General features: G+C 33.9%; 23 protein-coding genes and 4 pseudogenes. 3 read left to right on the top strand and 24 right to left on the bottom strand.

The window, feature by feature from the left end; translation table 11 throughout:
- The 20 genes and pseudogenes from AAFX60_015250 to AAFX60_015155 all read right to left on the bottom strand — a co-directional run bounded on the left by AAFX60_015250 (position 1) and on the right by AAFX60_015155 (position 15,195).
- Positions 1-399, bottom strand: coding sequence for a hypothetical protein (locus AAFX60_015250; GenBank protein XDF79770.1), 399 nt, complete (start codon positions 397-399; stop codon positions 1-3).
- Between the two features lie 16 nt (positions 400-415).
- The gene (locus AAFX60_015245) at positions 416-1,051 is read right to left on the bottom strand and encodes a helix-turn-helix domain-containing protein (protein ID XDF79769.1); all 636 of its coding nucleotides are present in this window, start codon (positions 1,049-1,051) and stop codon (positions 416-418) included.
- Between the two features lie 121 nt (positions 1,052-1,172).
- Positions 1,173-1,844: an OmpA family protein gene (locus tag AAFX60_015240; protein ID XDF79768.1), complete on the bottom strand. Its 672-nt coding sequence runs from the start codon at positions 1,842-1,844 to the stop codon at positions 1,173-1,175.
- Positions 1,845-1,883: 39 nt separating this feature from the next.
- Entirely contained in the window at positions 1,884-3,155 is a 1,272-nt protein-coding gene (locus AAFX60_015235) for a TadE/TadG family type IV pilus assembly protein (protein XDF79767.1), read from the bottom strand.
- A gap of 1 nt (position 3,156) precedes the next feature.
- A pseudogene (gene tadF / locus AAFX60_015230) lies at positions 3,157-3,695 on the bottom strand (tight adherence pilus pseudopilin TadF).
- Positions 3,679-4,166 (bottom strand): annotated as a pseudogene (locus AAFX60_015225) (TadE family protein). The pseudogenes tadF and AAFX60_015225 overlap by 17 nt, the downstream one beginning before the upstream one ends.
- 4 nt (positions 4,167-4,170) lie before the next feature.
- Positions 4,171-4,914, bottom strand: a complete 744-nt coding sequence (locus AAFX60_015220; protein ID XDF79766.1) for a hypothetical protein — start codon at positions 4,912-4,914, stop codon at positions 4,171-4,173.
- Positions 4,904-5,785, bottom strand: coding sequence for a type II secretion system F family protein (locus AAFX60_015215; GenBank protein ID XDF79765.1), 882 nt, complete (start codon positions 5,783-5,785; stop codon positions 4,904-4,906). The genes AAFX60_015220 and AAFX60_015215 overlap by 11 nt, the downstream gene beginning before the upstream one ends.
- Positions 5,785-6,708 carry a type II secretion system F family protein gene (locus tag AAFX60_015210; protein ID XDF79764.1) on the bottom strand — a complete coding sequence of 308 codons (924 nt, stop codon included), beginning with the start codon at positions 6,706-6,708 and terminating at the stop codon, positions 5,785-5,787. Before AAFX60_015210 ends, AAFX60_015215 begins: the two co-directional genes overlap by 1 nt.
- A complete protein-coding gene (locus AAFX60_015205; protein ID XDF79763.1) occupies positions 6,705-7,991 on the bottom strand; it encodes a CpaF family protein in 1,287 nt (428 codons plus the stop codon). The genes AAFX60_015210 and AAFX60_015205 overlap by 4 nt, the downstream gene beginning before the upstream one ends.
- Positions 7,992-7,993: 2 nt before the next feature.
- Complete coding sequence (locus tag AAFX60_015200; protein XDF79762.1) at positions 7,994-9,010, bottom strand: P-loop NTPase; 1,017 nt, start codon at positions 9,008-9,010, stop codon at positions 7,994-7,996.
- A gap of 56 nt (positions 9,011-9,066) precedes the next feature.
- Positions 9,067-9,210: a hypothetical protein gene (locus AAFX60_015195; protein ID XDF79761.1), complete on the bottom strand. Its 144-nt coding sequence runs from the start codon at positions 9,208-9,210 to the stop codon at positions 9,067-9,069.
- A gap of 1 nt (position 9,211) precedes the next feature.
- Positions 9,212-9,748 carry a hypothetical protein gene (locus tag AAFX60_015190; protein ID XDF79760.1) on the bottom strand — a complete coding sequence of 179 codons (537 nt, stop codon included), beginning with the start codon at positions 9,746-9,748 and terminating at the stop codon, positions 9,212-9,214.
- Positions 9,745-11,066: pseudogene (locus tag AAFX60_015185) on the bottom strand (pilus assembly protein N-terminal domain-containing protein). Before AAFX60_015185 ends, AAFX60_015190 begins: the two are co-directional and overlap by 4 nt.
- A gap of 10 nt (positions 11,067-11,076) precedes the next feature.
- Positions 11,077-11,862, bottom strand: a complete 786-nt coding sequence (gene cpaB / locus AAFX60_015180) for a Flp pilus assembly protein CpaB (protein XDF79759.1) — start codon at positions 11,860-11,862, stop codon at positions 11,077-11,079.
- An 8-nt stretch (positions 11,863-11,870) separates the two neighbouring features.
- Positions 11,871-12,305: a prepilin peptidase gene (locus tag AAFX60_015175; protein ID XDF79758.1), complete on the bottom strand. Its 435-nt coding sequence runs from the start codon at positions 12,303-12,305 to the stop codon at positions 11,871-11,873.
- 9 nt (positions 12,306-12,314) lie between these two features.
- Entirely contained in the window at positions 12,315-12,527 is a 213-nt protein-coding gene (locus tag AAFX60_015170) for a Flp family type IVb pilin (GenBank protein XDF79757.1), read from the bottom strand.
- Between the two features lie 350 nt (positions 12,528-12,877).
- On the bottom strand, positions 12,878-13,198 hold the full coding sequence (locus tag AAFX60_015165; GenBank protein ID XDF79756.1) for an Hpt domain-containing protein: 321 nt from the start codon (positions 13,196-13,198) through the stop codon (positions 12,878-12,880).
- Entirely contained in the window at positions 13,167-14,315 is a 1,149-nt protein-coding gene (locus tag AAFX60_015160) for an EAL domain-containing protein (protein XDF79755.1), read from the bottom strand. Before AAFX60_015160 ends, AAFX60_015165 begins: the two co-directional genes overlap by 32 nt.
- On the bottom strand, positions 14,305-15,195 hold the full coding sequence (locus AAFX60_015155; GenBank protein ID XDF79754.1) for a helix-turn-helix transcriptional regulator: 891 nt from the start codon (positions 15,193-15,195) through the stop codon (positions 14,305-14,307). Before AAFX60_015155 ends, AAFX60_015160 begins: the two co-directional genes overlap by 11 nt.
- 476 nt (positions 15,196-15,671) lie before the next feature.
- Between AAFX60_015155 and AAFX60_015150 the strand changes: the two genes are divergently transcribed.
- From AAFX60_015150 to AAFX60_015140, 3 genes are all read left to right on the top strand, one after another.
- Positions 15,672-16,580, top strand: a complete 909-nt coding sequence (locus AAFX60_015150; GenBank protein XDF79753.1) for a LysR family transcriptional regulator — start codon at positions 15,672-15,674, stop codon at positions 16,578-16,580.
- Between the two features lie 112 nt (positions 16,581-16,692).
- Positions 16,693-18,135, top strand: a complete 1,443-nt coding sequence (locus tag AAFX60_015145) for a DUF1254 domain-containing protein (protein ID XDF79752.1) — start codon at positions 16,693-16,695, stop codon at positions 18,133-18,135.
- A 23-nt stretch (positions 18,136-18,158) separates the two neighbouring features.
- On the top strand, positions 18,159-19,697 hold the full coding sequence (locus AAFX60_015140) for a sulfatase-like hydrolase/transferase (protein XDF79751.1): 1,539 nt from the start codon (positions 18,159-18,161) through the stop codon (positions 19,695-19,697).
- 67 nt (positions 19,698-19,764) lie between these two features.
- Here the strand turns inward: AAFX60_015140 and AAFX60_015135 are convergent, their stop codons facing one another.
- The 4 genes and pseudogenes from AAFX60_015135 to AAFX60_015120 all read right to left on the bottom strand — a co-directional run bounded on the left by AAFX60_015135 (position 19,765) and on the right by AAFX60_015120 (position 25,115).
- On the bottom strand, positions 19,765-21,189 hold the full coding sequence (locus AAFX60_015135) for a HAMP domain-containing sensor histidine kinase (protein ID XDF79750.1): 1,425 nt from the start codon (positions 21,187-21,189) through the stop codon (positions 19,765-19,767).
- On the bottom strand, positions 21,177-21,863 hold the full coding sequence (locus tag AAFX60_015130; protein ID XDF79749.1) for a response regulator transcription factor: 687 nt from the start codon (positions 21,861-21,863) through the stop codon (positions 21,177-21,179). The genes AAFX60_015135 and AAFX60_015130 overlap by 13 nt, the downstream gene beginning before the upstream one ends.
- Before the next feature lie 99 nt (positions 21,864-21,962).
- Positions 21,963-23,588: pseudogene (locus AAFX60_015125) on the bottom strand (phosphoethanolamine--lipid A transferase).
- Positions 23,589-23,717: 129 nt separating this feature from the next.
- Complete coding sequence (locus AAFX60_015120) at positions 23,718-25,115, bottom strand: DUF1214 domain-containing protein (protein ID XDF80183.1); 1,398 nt, start codon at positions 25,113-25,115, stop codon at positions 23,718-23,720.
- Positions 25,116-25,160 lie beyond the last annotated feature (45 nt).

The raw sequence follows: 25,160 nt of genomic DNA, 5'->3' as shown, positions 1-25,160 counted from the left end.
TCACTTGAGCCTATTTTCTTTTTTTCGTTTTAAAAATAGATATGCATTATTATTTTCAACGAATAAACCATCATCATCACTATAAAACGACAGCATTGAAAGGTTACTAAAAAAACCAATACATCTTTCTCTTTTCGATTCTTTTGATAATGATTCTTTTGTTAATAAAATATATCTATTATCATCTATATGATTTAATGTAAATAAACAAACATTAGTTCTTGTTAATCCATTTATTCCATAAATAGTTTCATCTACTAACATTTTTTTATAATCAAAAATGGTAACTGTATAATGGTGCTTAATTCCAGATAGTTCGGTTAAAGTTCCAACATAATTTTCTTTTACCTCTTTTGTTATTAAGAATAAACCAGTTACCAAAAAAATGGTTAACATCATATAATTATTAACCATTTCACTTTTCTGTATAAACAATTTTTTCATCAAAAGTAGATAGTACATAGTTCTTACTCTTTGAGAAATTAATTCCAGATTTTTCACAATCAAATTTATAAGTTGATTTTATCATCTTATCTTTATAACAATTCATCCCAATAAATCTATCATTGATACTATTAATATCAGGGAAAAATAAAGTTCTATTCGAAATATATAAGGAAACTACTAAAGATATTAATAATGACAAAACAAGTTCTTTACTAAAAATTTTATCCGTAATATCAAGCGTAAGTGTTTCTTTATCATCATCTTGCTTTACTTCATTTGCTCTAAAACAATCGCCAATAAAATTATAATTATTATTAACTACTATTGTATACCCTTTTCCTCTTTGTGATTTAATTTTAAAAACGTGTTCTAATGGTTTTAAGTGTCGCCTTGTTTTCGATATCAACTGTATTAAATTAGAGTTATCCTTACCATTGTCATTCCATATTGTGTTAATTAAAACTTCATTTGTTTGATTAACACCTGGAGAGTTTAACAAACAAATAAAGAGCTTGAATTCGTATTTTGTTAAATACACATTCAAACTCATATTATCTGTCAGCAATCTTTCTTTCTTGTTTACATATACATCTATATTATTCACAACAAACTATTAACTTTAGATAAAACAAAACAGAATAGAGCAACAATAAAACTATAGAATATTACATTCTAAAATTTAATTATTACTCTATTCTGAACCAAAAAAATTCAATTTAAGCTAATTAAATTTTCTCAATTTCTACTCGTCGGTTCTTTTCTCGTCCATTTGCAGTTTTATTTGTTTTAATAGGTTCTCGTTCACCTTTAGTAACCACAGAAAACTGATTAGGTTCAGCTCCTTGTTGAACTAAGTATTGATATACAATATTCGCTCTTTTTAGCCCCAGATCGTAATTATAGGTACTGCTGCCTTTTGAATCAGTATGACCTTCAACTTTCAATTTAATGTCTTTCTCGCCCATTTTGGAGTAAAGCTTATCAAGCACATACTCTGAACGCTTAGTTAATGTTGATTTATCAAAGTTAAAATACACACGAGCTAATACTGCATTTTTATTTACTAATGCGTCTGATGTATTACTGATTAAAAATTCGGAACACGTTGATTCAACATCAATGCTATCAAGCTCACGATTAACAAATGCACCTTTAGGTTCAATTGGTTCAAGATGCTGAATTTGATAAAAGCCACCTTCGTTAAGCGAAAGTCTTTTTCCTTCAGCCACATTCACTTCTTTTTGATACTCTTTGTTTACAGAACCACAATAAATTAAAACTGATTGTTCTGATTTTTTGATATCTTCCACTTTCTCATTAGCATTAGCATTAGCATTAGCATTAGCATTAAAAGATAACCCTAAAACTGTAGCAACTATAATTAAAATTTTATACATTTTTTACTCTCTACTTTAAACGTATTACACGTCAAATTATTATTTTAAATGGCCAACTTCTTCGTTTATTAACTCTAGAATTATGTCTTCGACTTCATCCGCATCTTCTGCTTTGTATACATTCTTTTCTCCAACACAATCCTTTAACGCTTTGTTGGCGAATGGGTCATAGTCAAACCCAATAACTGCCATTTTTGCTGCAATCGGTCTACCATCTGGTGTTCTATCTGACTCTAAACCAGCTTGAATTTCACGGCACATGCCATTACTAACTAATCCATTAGCTAAGTTTCTATCGTTATCCATACCATCCGATAATACGATCAACAAACGTCGAGAATTACGTCCTCTATCGAGTAGCTGTGCTCCACGAATTAGCGCTTGATAAGAGGCAGTACCTCCACCTGCATAAAAGCTACCTACTTGACCATTTAAAGAATTAAAATTTGAAGTTAAATTGACATCATGAAAACCGGCATAAGCACCCGATTTACAATAATCTTCAGTTTTCTCATTCCAAATATTAGCAACCGTATTTGCAGGTTTGACAGGTCGAAACCAGTTTCCTGGTTTATTTTTACTATTAACACCTTGAGATAGAGAACATTGAATACCGGTATCCGATGTGAATGAATTAGTAAAGGTGCTAAATGCTGATATTCCCATCGTGCTTTTATCGCGGTTCTCTGGTAAATCATTAAATTTCTGCAATTCAACAGAAATATTTCTAATGATCTCAATTAGATCAACATATTTAGGGTTAGAGCTGCCACTCCAAGTATCTAGCATTGAACCGGAAAAATCGGCAGCGAACATCACATCAACGGCCTCACTTTGATATTTACGAGCCAAGGACTTGCCACGTGTTGAAAACGTTTCCCCCATTCCTTCTATAGCTTCATTACCTGGAAACCATGAGTTTTGCCTTGTTGTCACATCAATTTCATGTTCCAAATAACGCGCATCCCCTTTATATAAACCAGCTACGCAGTCAGAAATTAATTCACAGCGTCTTTTTGCCACTTTAATATCTGTAACAGCATCAATATCACTAATGTAAGCATTTACATAATCCACGACTATTTGTCTGTTCCTAGTACTTGGATTATAAGAGCCATTATCCGGTTGATCAGGATCATTGTGAGCTGAAATGGCAAGAGCTGCCACCTCACTGGCGTCTTCTATTCTTGCTTTAGTTTGAATAGCTCTAGCACCATCACTAGCTAAAGCAAATATTCCAAACAACGCAGGTATCATCATTGCAAATAAAATGGCTGCGTGACCTTGCTGATGCTTTCTTAAATTTCTCATACTACCTCCCAATCATCACTGACGATGAAATGACATCTGTGTATGACTCACCAACGACTGAACCAAACATATTGTCTGTTTGATAACATAAGGTGACACGATATAACGTTGCTTGCCTTTCCATGTGGTAACCACTGATAAATAGTCAAGCTCACCGATCCTTTTAGATAAAGGACAGGAAAAAGAGCCATAGTTATACGTAACCGGTGTATTCGGTGCACCAATATCACGAAAAGTTAACTCTTCAATAACGGCGCCAAAACGTTCATCTTCATAACTACCTAATGTGCGGCGCAGTGAATTCTTTGCAATATTAAATATTTCGCTACTTTCACTGTTCGTTATTAAATAATCTTCGTCATATAACTGTGTTCGCTCTTTTAAAACATTAACAAGAGAATAAGAGAGCCGATCTAACTTCCCTTTTATTGATAGTTTTATTATTACATCTGCACTAAATATAAAAATTAAACTAAGACCTAGCCCTACCATTGCAAACTCAACAGTAAAGTTCCCACGTTGTTTAAACTTTAAAGGCATCACGTTCGTACTCCTGAATCACAATATCTTCTCGGCTGAAAATACCTTCAAATCCCATAAAATAAGTAAAAATGGGTGAAAAACGATAATCAATTCGATAAACAGCAATGGAACTATTGTTTGATGAACCACATTCAGCAGTACTCTCACTATCGGAACGACACATGGCTCAACCAATGAACCTAGTTCGTTTACACTCTTTAAGTATTGTATCGACATCGTAAATTTACTTGGGTCAACCACATTACCCCAGATCGATTGATTATCATTTACAGCATCAGTAAACGCCTGCAGATAATCCGAATCTTCTGTTTTAGATTCTCGAGCTGATTCAGAAATAATGAGATCACTTATTGCTGATACATATGACATATAACTCATTTCAACCCAAGCCATACAAATCAACCAAAAGATCATGAATCCCATTGCGAATTCAATACTGGCCACACCCCTGTTCTTTTTAATTTTCATGATGTTAATCCGCTCCAAACAGGTTTGTATCATCACGATGTGATTCAGTATTTTTTAGAATTGAGTAGCGTCTTTCAATTTCTTGCTTACTGAATTGCGGCGACAATACTTTTTCCATAAACTCTAAATCGCCAGCTTTGGCCATTGCTAACATTAAATTAGCTTGTACTAAGGCATCATTTTTATTACTCATATATATTGGTAATAATAATTTGACTGCTTGGTCATATTTACCTTCAATAATATTGAGAATAGCCAAATTATTTTTTATCGTAATATCACTGTATAAATGCTTTCTTGCTAAATTGAAATAATGACGAGATTTATCTAAATCACGCTTACTCGCATAAATAACACCTAATAAATTTTCAATTTCAGGGTTATCCTCATTTAATTTATATACACGATTTACTGTATCTAAAGCCGGTTCTAACATTCCGCATTCTAACTGCGCATTTGCTTCAATTAAAAATGAAGAAATACTTCGAGAATCGTCATCTTCATTAAGATATTGGATAGCAAAAAGTGCTGAATCTGGGTCTCCAGAATCTAAATAGGCTTGCGCCAGTTTTTCACGAGTATAAGGGTCTTCAGATACTTTTAACTGATTCTTATAAAAAATAATCAAATCTGAATAATTATTTGTTTTAATAAGAATTTTCTCTTTTGTTTCTTCAGTATCAGGACTAGATGAACACCCAACTAACGTAACAAAAAGTAAGCCTATTACTATATTTTTAATATACACCTGTCATCATCCTCATTACTCCTGGAGCAGCAATTAATATCACGACGGGGATCATGATAAATAAAATAAGTGGTACCGACATTTTTGCTGCAAGTTTTCCCACTTTTTCTTCTAACGAAAGTAAGCGAACACTACGAATATCAGCTGCTAATGTATTTAATATTTCATATATCGAACTACCATAATGTAGGCTTTGTTTTAACGTCATAACAAAACTTCGCATTTCGTTAGTCGGTACCCGAACATAAAGCTCATCTAAAGCTGGCTCTAATCCAACGATATTGGCTCTATCATTCGTTCTTGCAATCATATGAGCTAAGTCTTTATCAAACCCTTGCATTTCTTTAGCTAGATAGCTTAATGATGATTCGATAGTCATTCCGGTATGTACACACATTGCTAGCAAATCTAACAAATACGGTAATTGACCAGACAGTTTTTCTTCCAATGCTTTTTTTCTTGAACTTAGTATTGCATCGGGGATAGAAATACACACAACTAACCAAATACACATTAATGCGACTTGCGTTGTCATTGATGAATCTTTACCTAGTAATAAATAAATTATCCCAGAGCCAATAGCTGCAGATAAATATTTAACTGGCATATATAAATGAGCGTATTTTGATTCGTATAAACCGGCAGAATAAAACTTTCTTTCAATGCTGTCGGCATCATTCGAAGCGACACTAGGTAAAAATCGCTCTACTTTATCAAATACATTATCATCTTTATTAAACTCTTTATGCTTTGCTAAATATTTACCTAATAATTTACGTTGCAATAGAATTTGGACTAACAACCATAAAAATAAAGAGATACCAATAAATACTGAAACTAACTCAATAAATAATATTGTTTGTGAATTCATTATGAACGAACTCCTCTCATCAATAACCATATAATGAGTATCCCAATACTTTCACTGATTAACACATAATATAATATTGGTCTTCCCGCAGGATTAAACATCACAAATTCATAGTTTTCAGGACTAAGGTATTGCAGCATAAATAAGAAAATAAACGGAATTGCTGCGACTATTTTTGCTGATGCTCTAGCCTCAGAAGTTAACGCCAGTTTTTTCTTTTCAATCGCTCTTGCACCAAACATCAATCTATTTAGGCGCTTCATTACCTCTTTTAGTTGTCCACCTCGCTGCATACTGGTTCGTAAAGTAATAATAAAAAATTGAAATGATGGATATGGAAATCGTTCACAAGACTTTCGAAAAACAGTATCTGGCGATTCTCCCAACTGTAACTGCTCTCCCATTCTTTTGAATTCTTTCCCTACTTTCCCATCTAACGAACGGCCAACAAACACAACCGCCTGCATAATTCCTTCACCAGCACTCACCGCACTAGACATCATGTTTAATGCATCAGGAAAAGACTCTTCAAATCGGTTCTTTTCTCGTTTTCTTAACCACATAACGCCAAAAATTAAGCCGCTAATTTCTGTAATAGCAACGATCATTAAAGGGTTAGCTTGAAGAAAACTCTTATTTATATATATTCCAAGAACCACTAAAAACGCGCAATATAAAGGTATTTTAATATTTGCTAGAGAGTCCACTTGCTGATACGTATTATTAAAAAAGCGAAGTAATTTTTGCTTTAGTGTTTCATCAGACAATGATTCTAATTTTACTGCCTGTTTGTCTTCGTCATTTGATAAATCAGAACTTGAAAAATTACTTTTTTTTAGATATTCATGATGTTTTTTACTTTGAGGCATTAATAAATATAAAATAAGCAAAATGCCGATAACTAATGCAATAAAATAAATCATATCGCCTCATCAAACTTATTAAATACCGCTTTTAGTTGCTGCTCTAATCCAAAGAATCGAGCTTTTTCAACTAATACCGATCGTTGCATTAAACCAGTGGTAGAATAATTACCGATAATTTTCCCTTCTGGAGTGTTCTGGCCTGTTGATTCAAATTTGTAGAGTTCTTCCAATACAACGTTATTACCTTCAAGACCAATCACCTCAGTAATGCTCATTACTTTACGACTTCCATCATGTAAGCGGCTGATTTGAATTACGATATCAACAGCACTAACTATGGTTCGACGAATCGCTTCTAGCGGTAAGTTGTTACTTGCCATCATCACCATTGCCTCTACACGAGCCATTGCATCACGAGGTGTATTCGCATGGAGCGTTGACATTGAACCGTCATGGCCAGTATTCATTGCTTGAAGCATTTGAAAAGCTTCACCGCCACGACACTCACCAACGATTATTCGGTCAGGACGCATACGTAAGGCATTAATAACAAGGTCTTGCTGAGTAATTGCCCCGTTACCTTCAATCCCTGAATTTCGAGTTTCTAATCTCACTACATGCGGTTGAAGTAATTTCAGTTCAGCAGCATCTTCTATCGTTACGATACGCTCTTTTTCTGAAATATATTGCGATAGCGCATTCAGCATTGTTGTTTTACCAGAACCCGTACCACCTGATATTAAAATATTCAAACGACAACGGGATGCAATCATTAATAACTGCGCCATTTCTGGACTCAACGCACCAAATTCAGTTAATTTCTCTAAACCTATGCTGTCTTTTTTAAATTTACGTATAGACATAGAGGTTCCATCAATGGCAATTGGTGGAATAACAATATTTACACGACTACCGTCAGCTAAACGCGCATCACAAGTTGGTGATGAATCATCAACACGTCGTCCAACTTGAGAAGCAACACGCTTAGCTATATGTAGTAGTTGTTCTTCATCAATGAAGCTAACCGGTGCGACTTCAACTAAACCTGCTCGTTCGATAAAAATCTTGTCGTGTCCATTAATCATAATGTCACTAATAGATTCATCTTCCATTAATACCTGAAGAGGCCCAAGACCTTGTAATTCATTTACTAGACTTGTTACGTATTCAGCTCGCACAATTGTACTTACTGGCCATTCATGGCGCTCAATTAACAGGTCTATCGCATTACTCAGTTGATTATGTAGCTGCTCTTTACTTAATGAATTAACCGTTTCTGCATCTAATACATCAAAAATTTGAGCTCGAATTTCGATATAAATTGATTTATTTTGGTCCATATCTATAACCTTTTAATTAAACGCTTAAGCAAGCTTGATTTCTTGATTTCTTCTTCACCAAGCAATAAAGCAGTAATACGATTTAAACTTTGAGCAATTTCTATATCTTTTGTATAAATACTGTCTCTATGTAATAAATACGTACCTAACTTAGGTTCAAATGGACAAATCACATCTATATTCTTATTAATATACTTTTCTACTTCTTGTGACTCTATTGTTGAGTACTTTTCAGGTTTAGTATGATTAACAACCACAATTACGCGGATTGGAAGATTCTTTTCTTTAATTGTATTAACAACTAAAGCTGCTTCTCGTAAACTCGATACCGTTTGATCCGCAACAAGCACGACAGCATCAACATCAGCTGATTTAGTTAGATAACTGAGTTTCTCGCTTGCCGAACCAGAAAGATCTTCAATAATAAAATTAGCTTGAAGCGCAAGTTGTGACGTCAATACACTGATATATTCTTTCATTTCTTCAATTGAAAAATTGTCAGATTCAATTGAGAGTAATGAAAGCATATCATTCAACTTAGTTACCATATTGGTAGCATAATCAACATCCAAATTAGAAAGAAGCATACCTTGAGTTAGCTTTCGTCTTTTAAAGTGTTTCATGCCAAGCATAATATCTAAGTTGCCGCCTCGAATATTATGATCAACAACAACACACGAACTATTACGACTACCAGATAATTCTTTACTAAGTTCTGCTGCAATAAACGAAGTTCCAACTCCACCTTTAGCACCTAACACAGCAATTTTCTTCGCTTTTCTTGTCGTACTTCCTAACTCTTTTTTCATGTTTTTCTCATTGATTTCACTTACAAAATCAAAGAGTTCAGTCTTAGTAGCAGGACAAAATAAATAGTAATAGCCCATGTCTTTTAATGCACGGATAACAGATATTGAATTCTCTTTTCCTAACACGATAACTGGTGCATTATTAGGTAAAAGATGGCTAATACGCTCAATATCATTCACAACATGATGACTATTATTAAGTTCAATCATAATGATATGATTTGGGTACTTTCTAGCGTGCTGTGCAACGACTTCTTCGGTATTATCTAGTACAAGAGGCTCTGATACCCTTCAAAACGGAAAACTTCTTCTATTAACTGTCGGTATTCATCTGTTTGGTGAAAAAGAACAAGTTCTAAGTTTTGCTTTTTATTCACAGGTAGATTCATTGAGTTTGATAAATCAAACATATTATTCCTCCTTTCCAGGTGCTGTTGCTTCAGCTTCTTTATGCTCTTGATCTACTGATGGTGTTATTAACATTTTCTGTGGATTAACCATTGATGACCAACGCGCATTTTCAATAAAACACCCCGTTGCTACTGTGTTAATAGCCCCAAGTTCAGCATATTGGCAGCTAGATACTTGTGTTTTATGCACAACGATAGAAAATTTAATATCGAAATACACATCACCTTTTTCACCCTGAGAAATAATAATTAAATCTTTATTTACGCCTTCTTTAATTAATTGTTTTTTTATTTCATTCGCCCAACGATTTCCTGATTGGCTCACCCACTGAATATTTGCGCCATAGTTAATAAGTTCTTTTTTATGATCGCTGATAAAAGTAGATAGCGACATTTTTGACTCACGAGTGTTAGATAAAGATACTGAATACGTTACAGGAAACACATCTATTTCCGGGCCAAAACGTTCATTTACTTTTTCAACACAACCAGTCATTAATACTAATGGGAGAAATAACATTCCTTTCCAATTGATCATTTTTTAAATCCTCCAATAGCTAATAACTCTTTAGCCCATTTATCGCCGGCTGTTACATATGAATCTTCTAATGCAAAAAAGCGATTTAATGTGGTTGTCTTTCTCATCATTGGCAGTTGTATTTGCGAAGAATGAATTGGCTTAACTAAATTTACCGTTGCTACAATAAGTAACTCAGTTTTATTTCGCTTAGTCGATGAACCTCTAAATAAAGCACCTAAAATTGGGATATCTCCAATGAAAGGAATTTTTTGAAGGCTTTCTTTATCTTCAGAGCTCAATAATCCACCTAAAACAAAACTTTGCCCATCGCCAAGCTCAACGGTTGTACGTGCACGACGAGTTTTTAGAGCTGGTAAATCATATGAGTCATTTTCATATTGGATATCTAATGAACTAACTTCAGGAACCAGTGAAAGCGTGATCTTGTCATCTTTCTTAACCTTGGCCATTAACTCGAGTCTCACACCATATTCTTTGTACATCACATTGGTGCTGTTATTTACGGTTGTTACAACCGGCAATTCACCACCGACTAAAAAGCTTGCACTTTCTCCAGAAACTACCGATAGATTTGGCTCTGCTAATATTTGCCCTACCGTATCGCTACCAATAGCAGTAATAACGGACATAATGTCTGATGAACTAAAGTGAGTAAGTGGTTGAATAAATACACCTGCCGCATCTGTACCATATTGAATACCAATATCTTGTAAGAATGACTGTGATACTTCAGCAATTGAGATTTTTACATTCACTTGTTTTGTTGTAGCTACCTCAATATTATTTACAATCCCTTTGTAATCCGTTCTTTCCATGAACTGAATTTCATAATCTTGGTCTTCCATGTCTTGCTCAAAAGTGAATTTTTCATCATCTTTATCAAGCAGCTGCCCAACAATATTATTTATTTCATCTTTCTCTTGTTCGGTTGAAACCGTTCCACTAAGTACAACTTGCTCACCTATATTAAAAACGTCAACATCAACATCTGGGTATTTGACTGATATATACTGTTTTATAGAATCAAGACTTTTATTTACGATGAGCTTTTTATTTGCAAGGGTATGACCATTTCTATCAAAAACCATCACAGAGCTCTGCCCTATTTTTTCCCATAAACAATAACTTTTTTCTTTTCTATTACTTGGTAATCTGCGATTTTTGGATCAGATACAAATACAGAACCAACGTCCTTATTGGCTAAGATGACTTGCGAATCACCTTCTGACATATTAATAATATTGCCCGCTAAACTAACAAATGATATAGGTAATAAAACTAATACCAACAGTGCTCGATAATAATTATTCCACATTTTATTTACTCTATTTAATAGTAACTTTATTTGCGCGATATTCTGTCACCGCTCTAAAATCATCTAGTACGTCACCAGCATTTGCTTTTAAATCTTCGATACTGTAATTACCAATTGATTTATGAACTTCAATTTTTGCTGCTTCTTTTGCAACGATAAGTTCAACAGCTTGACTACGAGTAAGTTCAAGAATAAGTACTATGCCTTCTTTCGCTGGCTCTATACGAGTCTCAGGAATAACTGTTCGCTTTACTTGCAATACTTTAATACTTGTAAAAATTGGCGTAATCGATAGTGTTTTTTTCGTTGCGCGATTTGAATTACGGTTTTCATCACTTTTGGTAAGAGCTAATACATCAACAAAACTACCATTACCGATTACACCTCCGATAATATCGGGTGAATCAATAGGTAATGGGAATGGAACTCGATTTGGTGCAATTACATATTCAATATAGTTATCTTCTTCTGGAGTGATAAAATCCTCCATTGAAATGTAATCACCCTTTTTAAGATCGTGTCTATAAATCGTTCCTCTATTCCAGTTAATTGGCACGTCTTCTGAAAAACTCAGTTTATTCGCCTCTGATTCAGGAAGAAGAACAAGAGAAACTAAGCGTCGATTAATTTCATCTCTAGCGTTTACATTTTCTTTTAATTGCCAAACTTTTATTTTATTTTCTTCTTTTGGTTTTATTATATTTTGAGGAGCAAACATAGATAAACTACCTGCTAGGCCATATAACCCAAACAAGATAGTAATCATTGCTAACACAACGATTATTTTAGCTTTCATAAATTACCTTAAAGTGATGCAGCAATACCAAATAAGCACCCAATACAGATAGGAACTCCATAAGGAACTGTCATTGTTGTGTTTTTTTTATTTATTACCTTATGAATTAATAGGACTATAGATATAACCCCACCAACTAATAGAATAATAGTAAAAGTCAACAACTGATAATTTTGGTTAATTGCAATAAAAAAAGAAGATATAAGCTTCACATCACCTGCTGCTATAATTTTTTTTATAAAAAGTACAAATCCACCGATAAATATTATTAATGAATAATATAATGAAGAGTAGTTACCACTTTTTATAACAAGGCAAATGCAAATAATAAGAACTATAATGCACATTTGATTTGATATAGTTCGTCTGGTTATATCTTGATAGCAAATAATACACGATATGGTGAACAAGAATGCCCACCATATAATTGAATTATTATTCATTCGGCTATATTAAGAGCCAGTATCGTTTGCTGATGTAATGTTATCTGAAATTGTACCAATTGCATCAATTAAGGCTTGTTGAAGAGTGCCATTAAACATCAATAATATAATAGCAGAAATAGCTACACCAATAATTGCGTATTCAATAGCTGTAACGCCACGCTCATCATTTTTAAAGTTTCGGATTGCATTCTTAGAAAATTCGAAAAACTTAACTAACATTGTTTATTACCTTATTATCTCTAATGTTAAACTCATAGAGTTTATATACTGACTTATTAAAACTAACATACATAATCAAAAAAGATTCTGTGTATTAAGAAAGAGACGAAATAATAAATGTTGGTACAAAAAACTAACAAGGCATGTGCATTATAAAAATTAAATAAAATGCTAAATTATTAGGAGGGTGTTATTAATCAATATTACCAAGCATAATAATTATAAATATATAACACTAAAGTGTTAGTATCATGCTTGTGTTGTAATTACTGGATCAAGATCTATATTTAAATGTAATTAGTCTTTCTTTAGAAACAAAAAAAAGCATAGTCAAAACTATGCTTTTTATTTTAGGCTAAAAATTGTTCATCATTTACAACGGTTTGATACTCCCGATGCAATATCTCTTTAACTAATTTGAATCTCATTACTTGATGATAATGTTCAAGTCTCATACAGACTTCATGCATTCTATTTAACCCGGCATAACTCGATATGCCTTTTATCGCGTGAATCGTATCTTGAACACCGTCAGTTTCAATTTCCTTAAGTTCTTTCTCTATTCCTTCAACTATCATTCTTTTAAAATAATGTGCTTCTTTACTGGAGTGAGATGTTGAAGTTCCATTTTCAAAATCTTCAACATTGAAGGTTTTCAGTTTCTGATTCATAAGCGTTAATCCATTTAACTAATTTATCGTTTTTCATTTCAGACGTGATGAAATCACCTTGTAAACATTCAAAGCCATAATCTAATGATGCTTGTTGCTGATTTACTTTTTGAATGTTGCCTATAATGATAGGAATATCTTTACCATTCAGTTCTTTAAACCTCTCGATATCATCAAATACGTTTTTCTTATATTCAAAACAAATATTAGAGAGAGCAATTCCTTGTTCTAATAGTTTGCACTGCGTACCATTTTCAACCAATTCAATTGATATGCGAACTCCATCTGAGAGTAATTTTTCCAGATTTTCTGTTAATTTATCAAGTAACACAGCCTCTTCTGAAAACTCAACAACCACAATGATCTTATCCTTCGTTTCCTTTTCAATTTTATCAAAAACATGATTAATAAAATCATCATCGCATATTAAAATATCCTTCACATTTATACGAAAGGTATAACGATAATCAGAAAACTTACTCTTGATATCACGCTCAAGCAGGGTGAACATCAAATTCATAAACCCAGCAGTATTTTTCATATCATTAATGGCTGGTAGAAACACGCTTTCGGCAACAGCACTTGCCTTTTGATTTTTCCAATGAGGAGAAACCTGAACACCATCAACTTGATGAGAGCCGAAATTAACGATTGGTTGATAATATAATTCAACAAGATCGTTTTGCTTTACATCTTCAAACAACATCTTTCGATCTTCAATTCTATTCACATTAAAAAAATCAATGGTAGAAATGACTTCTTCAGCTGAAATGGGTTTATTGTAAGAATTAACAATAGTAACCCCACTGACTTCAGCAAGGTCCATTACTTTTTCCAAAATAGTCGCTTTTACTGATGAAACAATAGCTACTGGTATGTGGTAATTATTCTCAGATAATACTTTTATTAGATCTAAGCCATCTCCATTAGGCATCATTATATCTGTTATAATCCCATGTATAATATTCTTTTTACTCAAGATATTTATTACATCGTTACAACATTTTGCTTCTATGATATTTACTTGATCATGAAAATTCTTCTTTATAATAAATGAAACTACTTTCCTTGAAAAATCAATATCATCTACTAATATTATATTTATTTTACTTTTCATATTCCATTCTTCTAAAATCAACAAGAAAATGTAATGCATCTTTTGAGTGATTAATATTTAGCTTAGTTACTTCAGATAACTTATAGTTTTTATCATCGATAAATTCATTAAATTTAATTTTAGAGTTTAATTTAACAAATAACTTATGTATATTTTTTTCACCTGAAATAAAATACAATTTTGAATCTATATTTGGTATATCTAAAAAGTTTGTCAAAATTCGGCCTAGTATATATTTAAGGCTATCATTAGTTGACGCATAGAATGATATTATTAAGGGATTATTTGATGCGTAATTTTTTATTTTTGTATAATCTATTTCATTACACATTAAATCTTTTAAAAAATCTGATGATACATAAAGCGTAATGGAATGTGCAATTAATCGAGATTTATATTTACAAACAATAATCTCAGCATTTAGTTTCGTCATTAATGACTCTATTGATTTTTTTATACTATTTTTTCCAGTGGCTTTTATTAACTGCTTAAAATAATAATCACTATCAATTATTAATTCCATTTCTTCAAGAACAGAATCTAAACCGGATAACGTATTTCGATTTAATACATGCATAACAAAATCACTATTACCATAAGTATAGTAATCAGTAGCGAAATAATTCTCATTATCCACTTTTGGTAATTCTATATTTGAATCAATGATTTCATCTATAGGATCGACACCTAATAACTGATATATCTCAATTTGTTTTTTGAACGGAGGAATAGTGATCCCTCTTTCCCAGCGACTAAATGTTACGTTATCTAATTTTTTTAACTTCGAAGAATTGTGACTCAATAAGTCAACCATAATCTCTTGAGTAACGCCGCTCTTCTCTCTATATTTTTTTAAAATTTGTTCAAAAAGATACTTCATGTGTTGAACCAACCCTTTATTTAGCCATTATAAGCTTTTAAGCACTGACACCCCAAGGCATTTACACCAAACAAATAAATAAAAATGCCTAATAATAAAATTATTCTATAGAAATTATTTCATAAATTAAACGTTATTATTAATATAATTATCTGTTAAATATACATTTTTTTAAATTTAATCTATTTAGGTTTTTTTATATTTAGCAAAAACACTCCATATTATCTAAATTTTAAGCAATGACTAAATATACTTTTTATTTAATTCAACGATCTAGATCTCACTTAGAGGTGAAGGTTGCCTTATATGTGAGACTTATTTTCCATGAGAACATAATTTACACTTTAAGAAGTTTTTCGTTCTATTTTATTTTCTAATCAATATCTCGATATTTTCACATAGTTGCTGAACTCACTTTTTTTTCAAGCTATATTTCTCTTTAGTTATTTTCAATGCTCAGTGGTTAGGTAACATCCATGCAGAACAAAGATCTAAATTTGCTCAGACTTCTCGTCATCCTAAATGAAGAGAGGCAAACCATTTTGGCAGCAAAACGAATGAATTTAAGCCAACCTACAATCAGTATTATGCTAAAAAAGTTACGAGACCAATTTGGTGATCCTTTGTTCATTCGTGATAAAAACAACCTTACTCCTACAATCAAATGTGAAAACATATTAGCTACGCTTCCAGCTCTTTTGACTCAGCTAGATAAGCTCTATTCAGATAATACTCAATGGGATATATCTCAATTGAATGGTGATTTAAACTTACTAATTTCCCCTCCTTTAATTCCAACATTAGGCTCACAGTTAATTAAGAAACTGACGCTACTGGCTCCTGAATTAACCGTTCAATGCTCACACTGGGCAGGAGATACTCCACAGCGTTTAGAAAACAGCCCTCATCAGCACTTTGGAATTACTTATTTACCAATGGAGACAAATAAAACACTATTAGAGCAGGAGATTGGTGGTGATGAGTTTGCTTTTGTAGTGAGTAATGAACACCCTTTGCAGCATGCGTCAATTGAAAACGTACTCTTATATCCTTTGGCTATTTGCCTTATTCCTGGAGGGATTACAGGGCCATCAAAAGCAGAGCAGTTAATTCGTAATCTTAAAATAAAGAAAAAAATCAATTTACGAACAAGTGATATTTCGTTAATGACAAATTTACTGAAAGAAAGTAATTATGTTGGTGTTATGCCACGAACTCTTCAGGCATTGATGCAGCCTCATTTTCGCTTTTTGCCGATACCTCATGAAATTGTGCCTCAGAGCTATCAACGTAAAATTGCCTTATTTTGTCATCAAACAAATCGCAATCAACCATTAACTGAATGGCTAATTAAAGAAGCAAAAGAAATTTTAAATTCAATTTAACTATTATTAATAACGAAATAGCAGCTCTCTATTAATATTCTTAATAGAGAGTATAGAGATAATTTCAAACCAAAAAACATAAGATCCCTTTAATTATATAAAGGAGTTATTTATGTTTAAAAAACGTATTTCTACCGTAATCATTTCCACCCTTTTAATGAGTTCTTTAAGCATTAATGCAAAAGAAACTCATCCCCTTTTATCTCCAACAGAACAAATTCAAGAAAACCAAGCGTCTAACTGGCTTGATCAAGAAAGTTATATTTTAGCGACCAATGCTTATTTGTGGGGTTCGACTTTAGTTCGCATGGAACAAATAGTTCGAAAATATACAGATATGTCTCAGCCACAAAATGATACAAGCTATCGAGCACCATTAAATCACTTTGGCCATGCTCGCAGGCTTCCGACTAATCTAGATACGGATATGCCAACCGCTAATCGTGACACCTTATATTCAAGTGCTGTTGTCGATGTCTCCAATGAACCGATCATATTATCAACACCAGCAGTTAAAGATCGCTACTTTGTGATCAACTTATTTGATATGTGGCACAACCTTTTTAAATACGTAGGAACAAGAGAAACAGGCAAAAATGCACAAGAGATAATGATTGTGCCGCCAAACTGGGTTGGAGATATCCCAACAGGATTAACCGTTGTCGAAGCGCCTACTACAAAAATATGGCTATGGGGACGAACTCAAGTATTTGGCGAGAAGGATTACCAGAACGTCCATGATATCCAAAATAAATATACTTTAACGCCATTAAGTAAATATCTAGCCCATGATTCAAGTGATTTTGTATCTCAACCTCTGCCCGCCCGTGCGGGAAAGCAAGACGATCCACTTCGCTTTTATGAAGAATTAGGAGCTTATATAAAAGACACCCCTATTGCAGAGCTTCAACAAGCCTTATTAGGTCAGTTTAATAAAATTGGTCTAAGTAAAGATGGGTTTGACCGAACAAAGCTGACTTCAAAAATGAAAGTTCAACTTGAAAAAGCCATTAAAGACGGTCAAAAAATAGTTTCAGTTCAAGCATCAAACCCAGTCACTTTAAAAGCAAAAGATGGTTGGTTCTATTCATTCGTTTTAGACCAATTTGGTGATGACAATGCACTTCGCTCTCTGGTGGCCCATCCTTATCTTGGTGGCCAAGGTGCAAAAGAAGCTATGTATCCAATTGCTTACACAGATGTAAACAATCAATTTCTTTCTGGTGAGAAAAACTACAGCATACATTTCGATAACCAACCACCAGTTGCTGCTTTTTGGTCAATTACCGTTTATGACGCCCAAACAAAAATGTTAGTTGCTAATGATATTCATCGTTTCAACATAAATGATCAAACCCCTATCCAAAAAAACAGTGACGGTTCTTTTGACCTTGTTCTATCAAATCAAAAGCCAACAAATCCTAAAGACTTAGCAAACTGGTTGCCAACCCCAAAAGGTAACTTTTATGCCATCACTCGTCTTTATATACCGTCTCAAGAAATTCTTGATATGAAATGGACAGTACCACCAATTCAACCAACACCATATAAATAAATTTTTACTGCAAGGTAATAAATATGAAAACAAAAACGATAGCAAAAACAGCACTAGCTCTTGCTGTTACCTCATTTGGAACTCATGCAGCACAAACTCAACCGAACATAGTGACCATAACGGTTGATGACGTTAGCCCTATGGATATTTCAGCTTACCATCGAGGGTTAGGCGCAATTAACACGCCAAATATTGATCGTATAGCTAAACGAGGCATGATGGTAAGTGATTATTATGCACAAGGAAGCTCTACTGCAGGACGAAGCGCCTTTATTACAGGGCAATATCCATTTAGAACTGGATTAACAACGGTTGGTCAACCAGGCTCTAATATTGGTTTACAAAAAGAAGACCCCACTCTTGCTGACATGTTAAAAGCAAAAGGTTACGACACCATACATGTTGGTAAAAGTCATTTAGGCGATCGCAATAAGTTTTTACCAACGGTTCATGGCTTTGATGAATTTTATGGTTTTCTTTATCACTTAAATGTAATGGAAATGCCAGAACAACCTAATTTTCCCAAAGACCCTGACTTTATTGGCCGTCCGCGAAATATGCTTCACAGCTTCGCCACAGAGAGTTACGACAAAACCGTACAACCACGTTGGGGGGAAATTGGTAAACAGCGTATCGAAGATAAAGGGCCTCTTGGCTCTGAGCGAATGAAAACCATTGATGATGAATACGTTGAGTTCACAACACAATGGTTAGAAAAGCATGAAGCGCAAACACCAAATAAGCCCTTTTTCTTATGGTTTAACCCATCACGTATGCATCAACAAATACATGTTAAAGATGAGTATTTAGGCGTTAGTGGTCACACAGAATATTTTGATGCATTAAAAGAATTAGATGACCAAATAGGTGTATTACTAAATAAATTAGATGCTTTGGGGGAGACGGATAACACCATCATCATGTTTACGTCTGATAACGGTATTAACCTTGATCACTGGCCAATGGCTGGCACTGCCGCTTTCCGTGGTCAAAAAGGAACAACGTGGGATGGAGCATTCCGAGTACCTATGCTGATCAGTTGGCCTGGACATATACCTGAAGGCGAATATACCGATGGATTTATGACATCAGAAGATTGGGTTCCAACCTTAATGGCTGCTGCAACTGGTGATACCAAAATTAAGCAAGAGCTACTAAAAGGCAAAGAAATTAATGGAACTAAATACAAGGCTCATTTAGATGGGTATAACCAAATGGACATGCTAACTAAAAAAGGCCCAAGTAAGCGTCATGAATTCTTCTATTACAATGAACAAGATTTGAATGCTATCCGAGTAGACAATTGGAAAGTGCATTTAAAAACTAAAACAGAATGGACCGAACCCGCAAAAACATGGCCTCTTGGTATTATCTTAGATATCAAAGCAGATCCATGGGAGCGAAGCGTTGATACTAATGGTTGGTTCTTATGGATGAAAGAACGTTCTTGGATAGTTCCTACACTACAGAAAAAGATTGGTGAGTATAAAAAATCATTGAAAGCTTTCCCACCACGTCAAAAATCAGGTGGTATTGGAATGTCTGATAATTCTGTGAAATAAATTTGAGACTCTAGCCAATCAATAAAAAAGGAGCGTTCATCGCTCCTCTTTTATATTTCATTTTAACTTATTGCTCTTTTGGAATGATGACATTAAATGTAATCACTTGTTCATCTGTATAATCAACAGATAGTTCATAATTATTTACATGAGCAATATTCTTCACTATCGACAACCCTAATCCATGTCTCCCTGTATGCGTTCTTGATTTATCTACTTGGTAAAGAGGCTTAAACAGGTTTTCAAGATGCTCTGTAGTTAATTTTGTTAACGTTCTATTTTGCACTTTTAGTACAAAATGAGCTGCATCGTAATTATCAATTGAAGCAACAATTTCAGAACCTTCTTCACTATAAAATAAAGCATTATCTAATAAGTTCTTAACGACAGTTTCTAGGCTAAAACGATCAACATAAATGACAGGTGAAGACAATGTCGAAATAAACGTTAAACGCTTTTCTGCATCTGGGTATTTAAATTCCAAATCAATACTTATTTCTTTAGCAAGATCTCGTATATCAACGTCACTTTTTTCAATATGATAATGACTAGAAGAACTTTGATTTAACGCCATCAACTGATTCACGATGTTCTTCATATTATTTGCAATAGATAACACATCTTCTTTATAAGTTGCTGAAATTCTTACGTCATCAGGAAAGCGAATATTCATTTCACTAAGACTAATTATCTCTGCAATCGGTGTTTTAAGTTCGTGAGCGATATCAGACGAAAGACGTTTTTCATTAGCTACGTTTTGAATGTTTAATTCAATATACCGATTTAACTCTTTGCGAATAGGTGCTATTTCTTTACTCTCTTTTGGGTTTTCTTTAATCTGCTCAGCATTCACATCCAGCTCTGATATCTCTTTATTGAGTATATAAAGCGAGTCTAATTCTCTATCCACCACTTTTGTTACCACGGTTCTGACACCAAAAATAGCAGTAATAAATACAAACAAAAGTCCCAAATCAGCAAATAATAATATGTTTGATACACGCTGATTTGAAATAGCAAGAGTTAAATACATTGAACCAATATAGGTTACATCTTCAGGTTTCACATCATGTGATAATTGAGGCTGAAAGCGTGAAGAGATGGCCTTTCCCATACTGCCATCAGGTAATTTTATCGTAAAGATACGACTGTCATGTGTCGCTACATCACGATAATCAAGGTCAATATTTTCGTAATAAGACAGAGACTGAGATTTCGCAAAAGTTTGTTCATCTAGCCAAATCTGAAAATATTGCGCATTTTCTTTACGCTCAAATTGGGGCATAAACCCGTTATGATATTCAAACTCAATGCCATCACTTTCCACTTCTACCAAGGATTTAAAATAATTTGATTTCTCAACTAAAGCATCATCAAATTGCTGATCAACCCATGCATCCAAAATAAAATCTAATGACAAAAACACCACTAGCAAAATAATGCCAATGATCACGGTTAAGGCGTTAACTAATCGATCCTTTATTGAGTACATACGTCTTTTTCCACGTAATAACCAAATCCTCTTTTATTCTTAACTGGTAGCTCTCCACCTAGGGCTTTTACTTTTTTACGAACAGAAGATAAATGCGATTCAATGGTATTTTTTGATAAAGAATCAAACGAACCGACGACGTAATCACTGATATTTTCAGTGGTCATTACCTGATTTTTTGATAAGAACAAACATTCAATAATTTTGTATTCGTTTTTCGTTAAATCAATGAACTTAGTATCAAATTCCAAGGTTTTCTTTGCAAGATCAAGCTTAAATAAACCAATACTTATATCATCATCGTTATTTTTCACCTGCCCTCTTCTTCCTACCGTTAGTATTCGAGCATGAAGTTCATCAAAAGAGAAAGGTTTTACAAGATAATCGTCCGCCCCAGACATCAAGCCTTCAACACGGTCTTCTGGCTGTGACTTTGCAGATAAGATGATCACTTTGACATCATTACCCATTTTACGAATGCTTTTTAAAAGCGTAATACCATCCACATTGGGTAACATAAGATCTAAGATAATAAAGTCATAATCGTTAGTGATCGCCATTGATAACCCTTTAGATCCATCGCCCGTTTCATCAACAGTAAAACCTAAATTACTTAATCCGACGATCAGACTTCGGCGTAAATGTTCTGAGTCTTCAATCAACAATATCTTCATCGTTCTTATCACCTTATATTTTTATAATCAGATAATAACAAAAATAGGCTAACCATTCTCATGATTAGCCTATTTCTCTTCTGTGTAAGCCGGTTTTAATTAATTCGCCATAATATCTAACGCATTATCTTTGGCTTTTGTTGTTACGCCATATAAGCCCAAAATAGTATGGAATAAATTATCATGTGAATAATCACCCGTTGCAGAATTATCGATTACCGCTGCTTTATCAATGCCTTTTTGATTTGCATAATCATCACTCATCCAGATATACCATGGCACATGAGTTTGCTCTTTAGGTGCCATCATATAAGGTGCACCATGAAGGTAAAGTCCATTCTCTCCTAATGACTCACCATGATCAGAAATATAAAGCATAACTACATTGTATTTATCTGAATAGCTTTGTAATTTTTTAACCGTTTGAGCAATAACATAATCGGTATAAACCAATGTATTATCATATACATTCGTTATTTCCGCATCACTGCAATTCTCAATGTCGCTACGGTTACATGCAGGGCCAAACACCGCCATCTCTTTTGGATAACGCTTCCAATAGGTAGGTCCATGACTTCCTATCATATGCAGTGCATACACTTGATTACCTTGTGTCTCCGCAATTCGTTTATCCAACCCTTTTAATAAAATTTCATCATAACAGCTCGAACCATTACATAAGTTGGATTCTGAATGATCCGTAATCATCTCTTTCTCGATATTTTTTGCTACCGCCTTATCGCCACCATCGTTATCAATCCATACCGCTTTCACACCAGCATGAGTTAATACATCTAATGCATTATCTTGATTATTAGCACGATCTTTATTGTAACTAGTTCGTGTCATATTAGAGAACATACAAGGTAACGAGTGTGCCGTTGCTGTTCCACAAGAAGTCACATTCTGAAAAGTAATTAACCCAAGATCTTTTGTATATGGATTAGTTTCTCTTTCATAACCGTTATAAGCACTATTCTGTGCACGAGCCGTTTCACCAACTAAAATAACCATTAACGTTGGTTTGCCATTTTAGCAGGGGTAACAACGGCATCTTCTCCAATCGTGATGTACTCTAAAGGTGCCGTCAGGTATTCATTTTTAATGTATTTAACGGTATTAAATGCATCGGCAGGGTTAATCATTTTATTTAAATAGGAATTATTACGACCAATCGATGCGTAATCTTTAAAATAAAAAACTGAGATTAAAAGTAAACCAACAATCGCGACACTCATTAGTATCGCACGATGAAAAAGCTCTTTTAACCAAGAGGCATGACGCACAATATTCACTTTTAATAATAGAATCGATGGAATAAGTCCAAACACAATTAAGTAACCAATAGATGCCGAACTTAAATACGATGAGGCTTCATCTACATTAGTTTCAAAAATGTTTTCTATCATTGCGTAATCAAACATGGTGTTATATTGAAGAGCCGCATAAAAAGCCATAGCAGACGTTATGGTCAATACAACGACAATACCTTTAAACAGATAAGGAAAAGCAATAAAGGAGAAGATAATAATAAAAGCACATGTAAGCAGTGCTGGCGTTAAAAAGAAAAACCTCTTGTCCTTGTGAGAGTTGATAAATTTTTTCATTAATTGGATAGTTAAAAACCACAGCAAAATAAAGTGAAACTATCGTGATAAGTGACACCATATTCATCGATATTTTATGGTTTTTAATTTTTGAAATCAGATTAGACAAAACAAGCATACCTTCAGCACCTTAACAATGAGACAAGTGTCACATATCAAACTTAAGATTTGCTGAAGATAAACTTATGGTTTACTGTTTTTTCATTAATTTAGTTAATACGTTTTTATTTAACAAATTCACCATATTTTATTGCTTAATGACCTGAGGTAAAGCGTAAGTATTATCTAACACAGCTTGAGTTGGCTCGTACAAGCGCATATGTAAATAAAAATCATCCTTTGGCGCAGGAAGCCAATTGCAATTGGTATCTGTAGGTTTAGCATTCTGAATACATACCGTTAATGAACCATCTTTATTATAAATAAGCTCATCTTCTCGATTTGTTGATATTGAATAACGATCAATACTGTTTGGGACCATAAACAGATTTTTCGCGTCATACATAGTTAAAGACCAAAAAGCCTTAGCTGGAGCATCTGCTGGCATGGTCATACGGTATTTATTTTTACCCGATAACTGCTGATCATCCGCATCTGTATAGCGATTTGGATATAAAGCTCGTTCTTTTGTATTTAAACCTGCAGCTCGAAAGTTAATGCTAGCACGGCTCAAGAAGTCATTACCGTAACGTCCTCCCTCGTACATCATTGCCCAACCATTATTTTTCGTCCCTAAATCACGACTGGCATATTGAATAATTTGTGGGGCAGCATTAAGCGCTCGCATCAGCCCTTTTTTCTGATCTTCTGTTAATTTATCAGGATTAAACGGTTCATCCCCTCCAATACCAATATATTTGAATTGATCGACAATTGACGCATCTGATGCGATTGGATTATTGCGCAGCTCTTTATCAATTAAACTAAACCACCCTAAGCCTTTTGGTTGAGGAACTGGAGAAATACCTGTTTTAGCATGAGTTAATTGTACTGGTTTATGACTTTTACCAAGTTCTGATAACGGGTAATTAATAAAACCATCATGTATTTTTAATGCTGCCGCTAGATCTTTATCTCCCGAAACACCAGTACGTTGGATATACCAAACTAATGGCGTTCTCGATTCAATAACACCATCAATACCGTCAGGAATGCCCCCTTCAACGCCTTTCCAGCCTTTATTAACTAATAAGAATTTGCCACCATCTTGACCAACATTATCTTCAATTAAATTACCAACAGCCTCTGAATAATCATCAAGCAATTGCACAATAAAATAACGATTATTTGTTGGAGGAATTTCAATAACTAATGGGCCAGTATCATTTAAGTTAATATGAGATTGGGAATATAAAGTGTCGTTATTAACCGTTGGAACAACTCTATCTTCTGGCCCAGCTAACTTAAGTGTTTTCCCCATCATATTTAATGGCGCAGCTCCATTATCCATAGGAGCATCAACATTGGTTGAAGCAGCCCTTACCTGAGCAACAGTTAAAGGCCCCGCTCCATAAATAAAGGCTTGAAGTCCTAAATTATAAGCTAACTCTTCTTGGGGATTCACCGGTGTTAATTGAGCTGCGAACACGCAAGTGCTACTTAAAATACTGCTCGCAATAAGCGTAGTCATCAATGCTTTTTTCATCATTCAAACCTCTATTAAGAAATACACTTTTAGACTATCGACTCA

Origin of the sequence: Aliivibrio fischeri (genome assembly GCA_038993745.2) — a bacterium.
Classification (GTDB): Bacteria; Pseudomonadota; Gammaproteobacteria; order Enterobacterales; family Vibrionaceae; genus Aliivibrio; species Aliivibrio fischeri_B.
The sequence above is the reverse complement of the archived record's forward strand: the minus strand, read 5'-3'. Positions and strand labels throughout refer to the sequence as shown.

Excerpts from the sequence above, each read along its gene's own strand:
- AAFX60_015250 (XDF79770.1), bottom strand. The coding sequence starts at position 399 with ATGATGTTAACCATTTTTTTGGTAACTGGTTTATTCTTAATAACAAAA.
- AAFX60_015240 (XDF79768.1), bottom strand. The coding sequence starts at position 1,844 with ATGTATAAAATTTTAATTATAGTTGCTACAGTTTTAGGGTTATCTTTT.
- AAFX60_015235 (XDF79767.1), bottom strand. The coding sequence starts at position 3,155 with ATGAGAAATTTAAGAAAGCATCAGCAAGGTCACGCAGCCATTTTATTT.
- AAFX60_015215 (XDF79765.1), bottom strand. The coding sequence starts at position 5,785 with ATGAATTCACAAACAATATTATTTATTGAGTTAGTTTCAGTATTTATT.
- AAFX60_015210 (XDF79764.1), bottom strand. The coding sequence starts at position 6,708 with ATGATTTATTTTATTGCATTAGTTATCGGCATTTTGCTTATTTTATAT.
- AAFX60_015205 (XDF79763.1), bottom strand. The coding sequence starts at position 7,991 with ATGGACCAAAATAAATCAATTTATATCGAAATTCGAGCTCAAATTTTT.
- AAFX60_015200 (XDF79762.1), bottom strand. The coding sequence starts at position 9,010 with ATGATTGAACTTAATAATAGTCATCATGTTGTGAATGATATTGAGCGT.
- AAFX60_015195 (XDF79761.1), bottom strand. The coding sequence starts at position 9,210 with ATGTTTGATTTATCAAACTCAATGAATCTACCTGTGAATAAAAAGCAA.
- AAFX60_015190 (XDF79760.1), bottom strand. The coding sequence starts at position 9,748 with ATGATCAATTGGAAAGGAATGTTATTTCTCCCATTAGTATTAATGACT.
- cpaB (XDF79759.1), bottom strand. The coding sequence starts at position 11,862 with ATGAAAGCTAAAATAATCGTTGTGTTAGCAATGATTACTATCTTGTTT.
- AAFX60_015175 (XDF79758.1), bottom strand. The coding sequence starts at position 12,305 with ATGAATAATAATTCAATTATATGGTGGGCATTCTTGTTCACCATATCG.
- AAFX60_015170 (XDF79757.1), bottom strand. The coding sequence starts at position 12,527 with ATGTTAGTTAAGTTTTTCGAATTTTCTAAGAATGCAATCCGAAACTTT.
- AAFX60_015165 (XDF79756.1), bottom strand. The coding sequence starts at position 13,198 with ATGAATCAGAAACTGAAAACCTTCAATGTTGAAGATTTTGAAAATGGA.
- AAFX60_015160 (XDF79755.1), bottom strand. The coding sequence starts at position 14,315 with ATGAAAAGTAAAATAAATATAATATTAGTAGATGATATTGATTTTTCA.
- AAFX60_015155 (XDF79754.1), bottom strand. The coding sequence starts at position 15,195 with ATGAAGTATCTTTTTGAACAAATTTTAAAAAAATATAGAGAGAAGAGC.
- AAFX60_015150 (XDF79753.1), top strand. The coding sequence starts at position 15,672 with ATGCAGAACAAAGATCTAAATTTGCTCAGACTTCTCGTCATCCTAAAT.
- AAFX60_015145 (XDF79752.1), top strand. The coding sequence starts at position 16,693 with ATGTTTAAAAAACGTATTTCTACCGTAATCATTTCCACCCTTTTAATG.
- AAFX60_015140 (XDF79751.1), top strand. The coding sequence starts at position 18,159 with ATGAAAACAAAAACGATAGCAAAAACAGCACTAGCTCTTGCTGTTACC.
- AAFX60_015135 (XDF79750.1), bottom strand. The coding sequence starts at position 21,189 with ATGTACTCAATAAAGGATCGATTAGTTAACGCCTTAACCGTGATCATT.
- AAFX60_015130 (XDF79749.1), bottom strand. The coding sequence starts at position 21,863 with ATGAAGATATTGTTGATTGAAGACTCAGAACATTTACGCCGAAGTCTG.
- AAFX60_015120 (XDF80183.1), bottom strand. The coding sequence starts at position 25,115 with ATGAAAAAAGCATTGATGACTACGCTTATTGCGAGCAGTATTTTAAGT.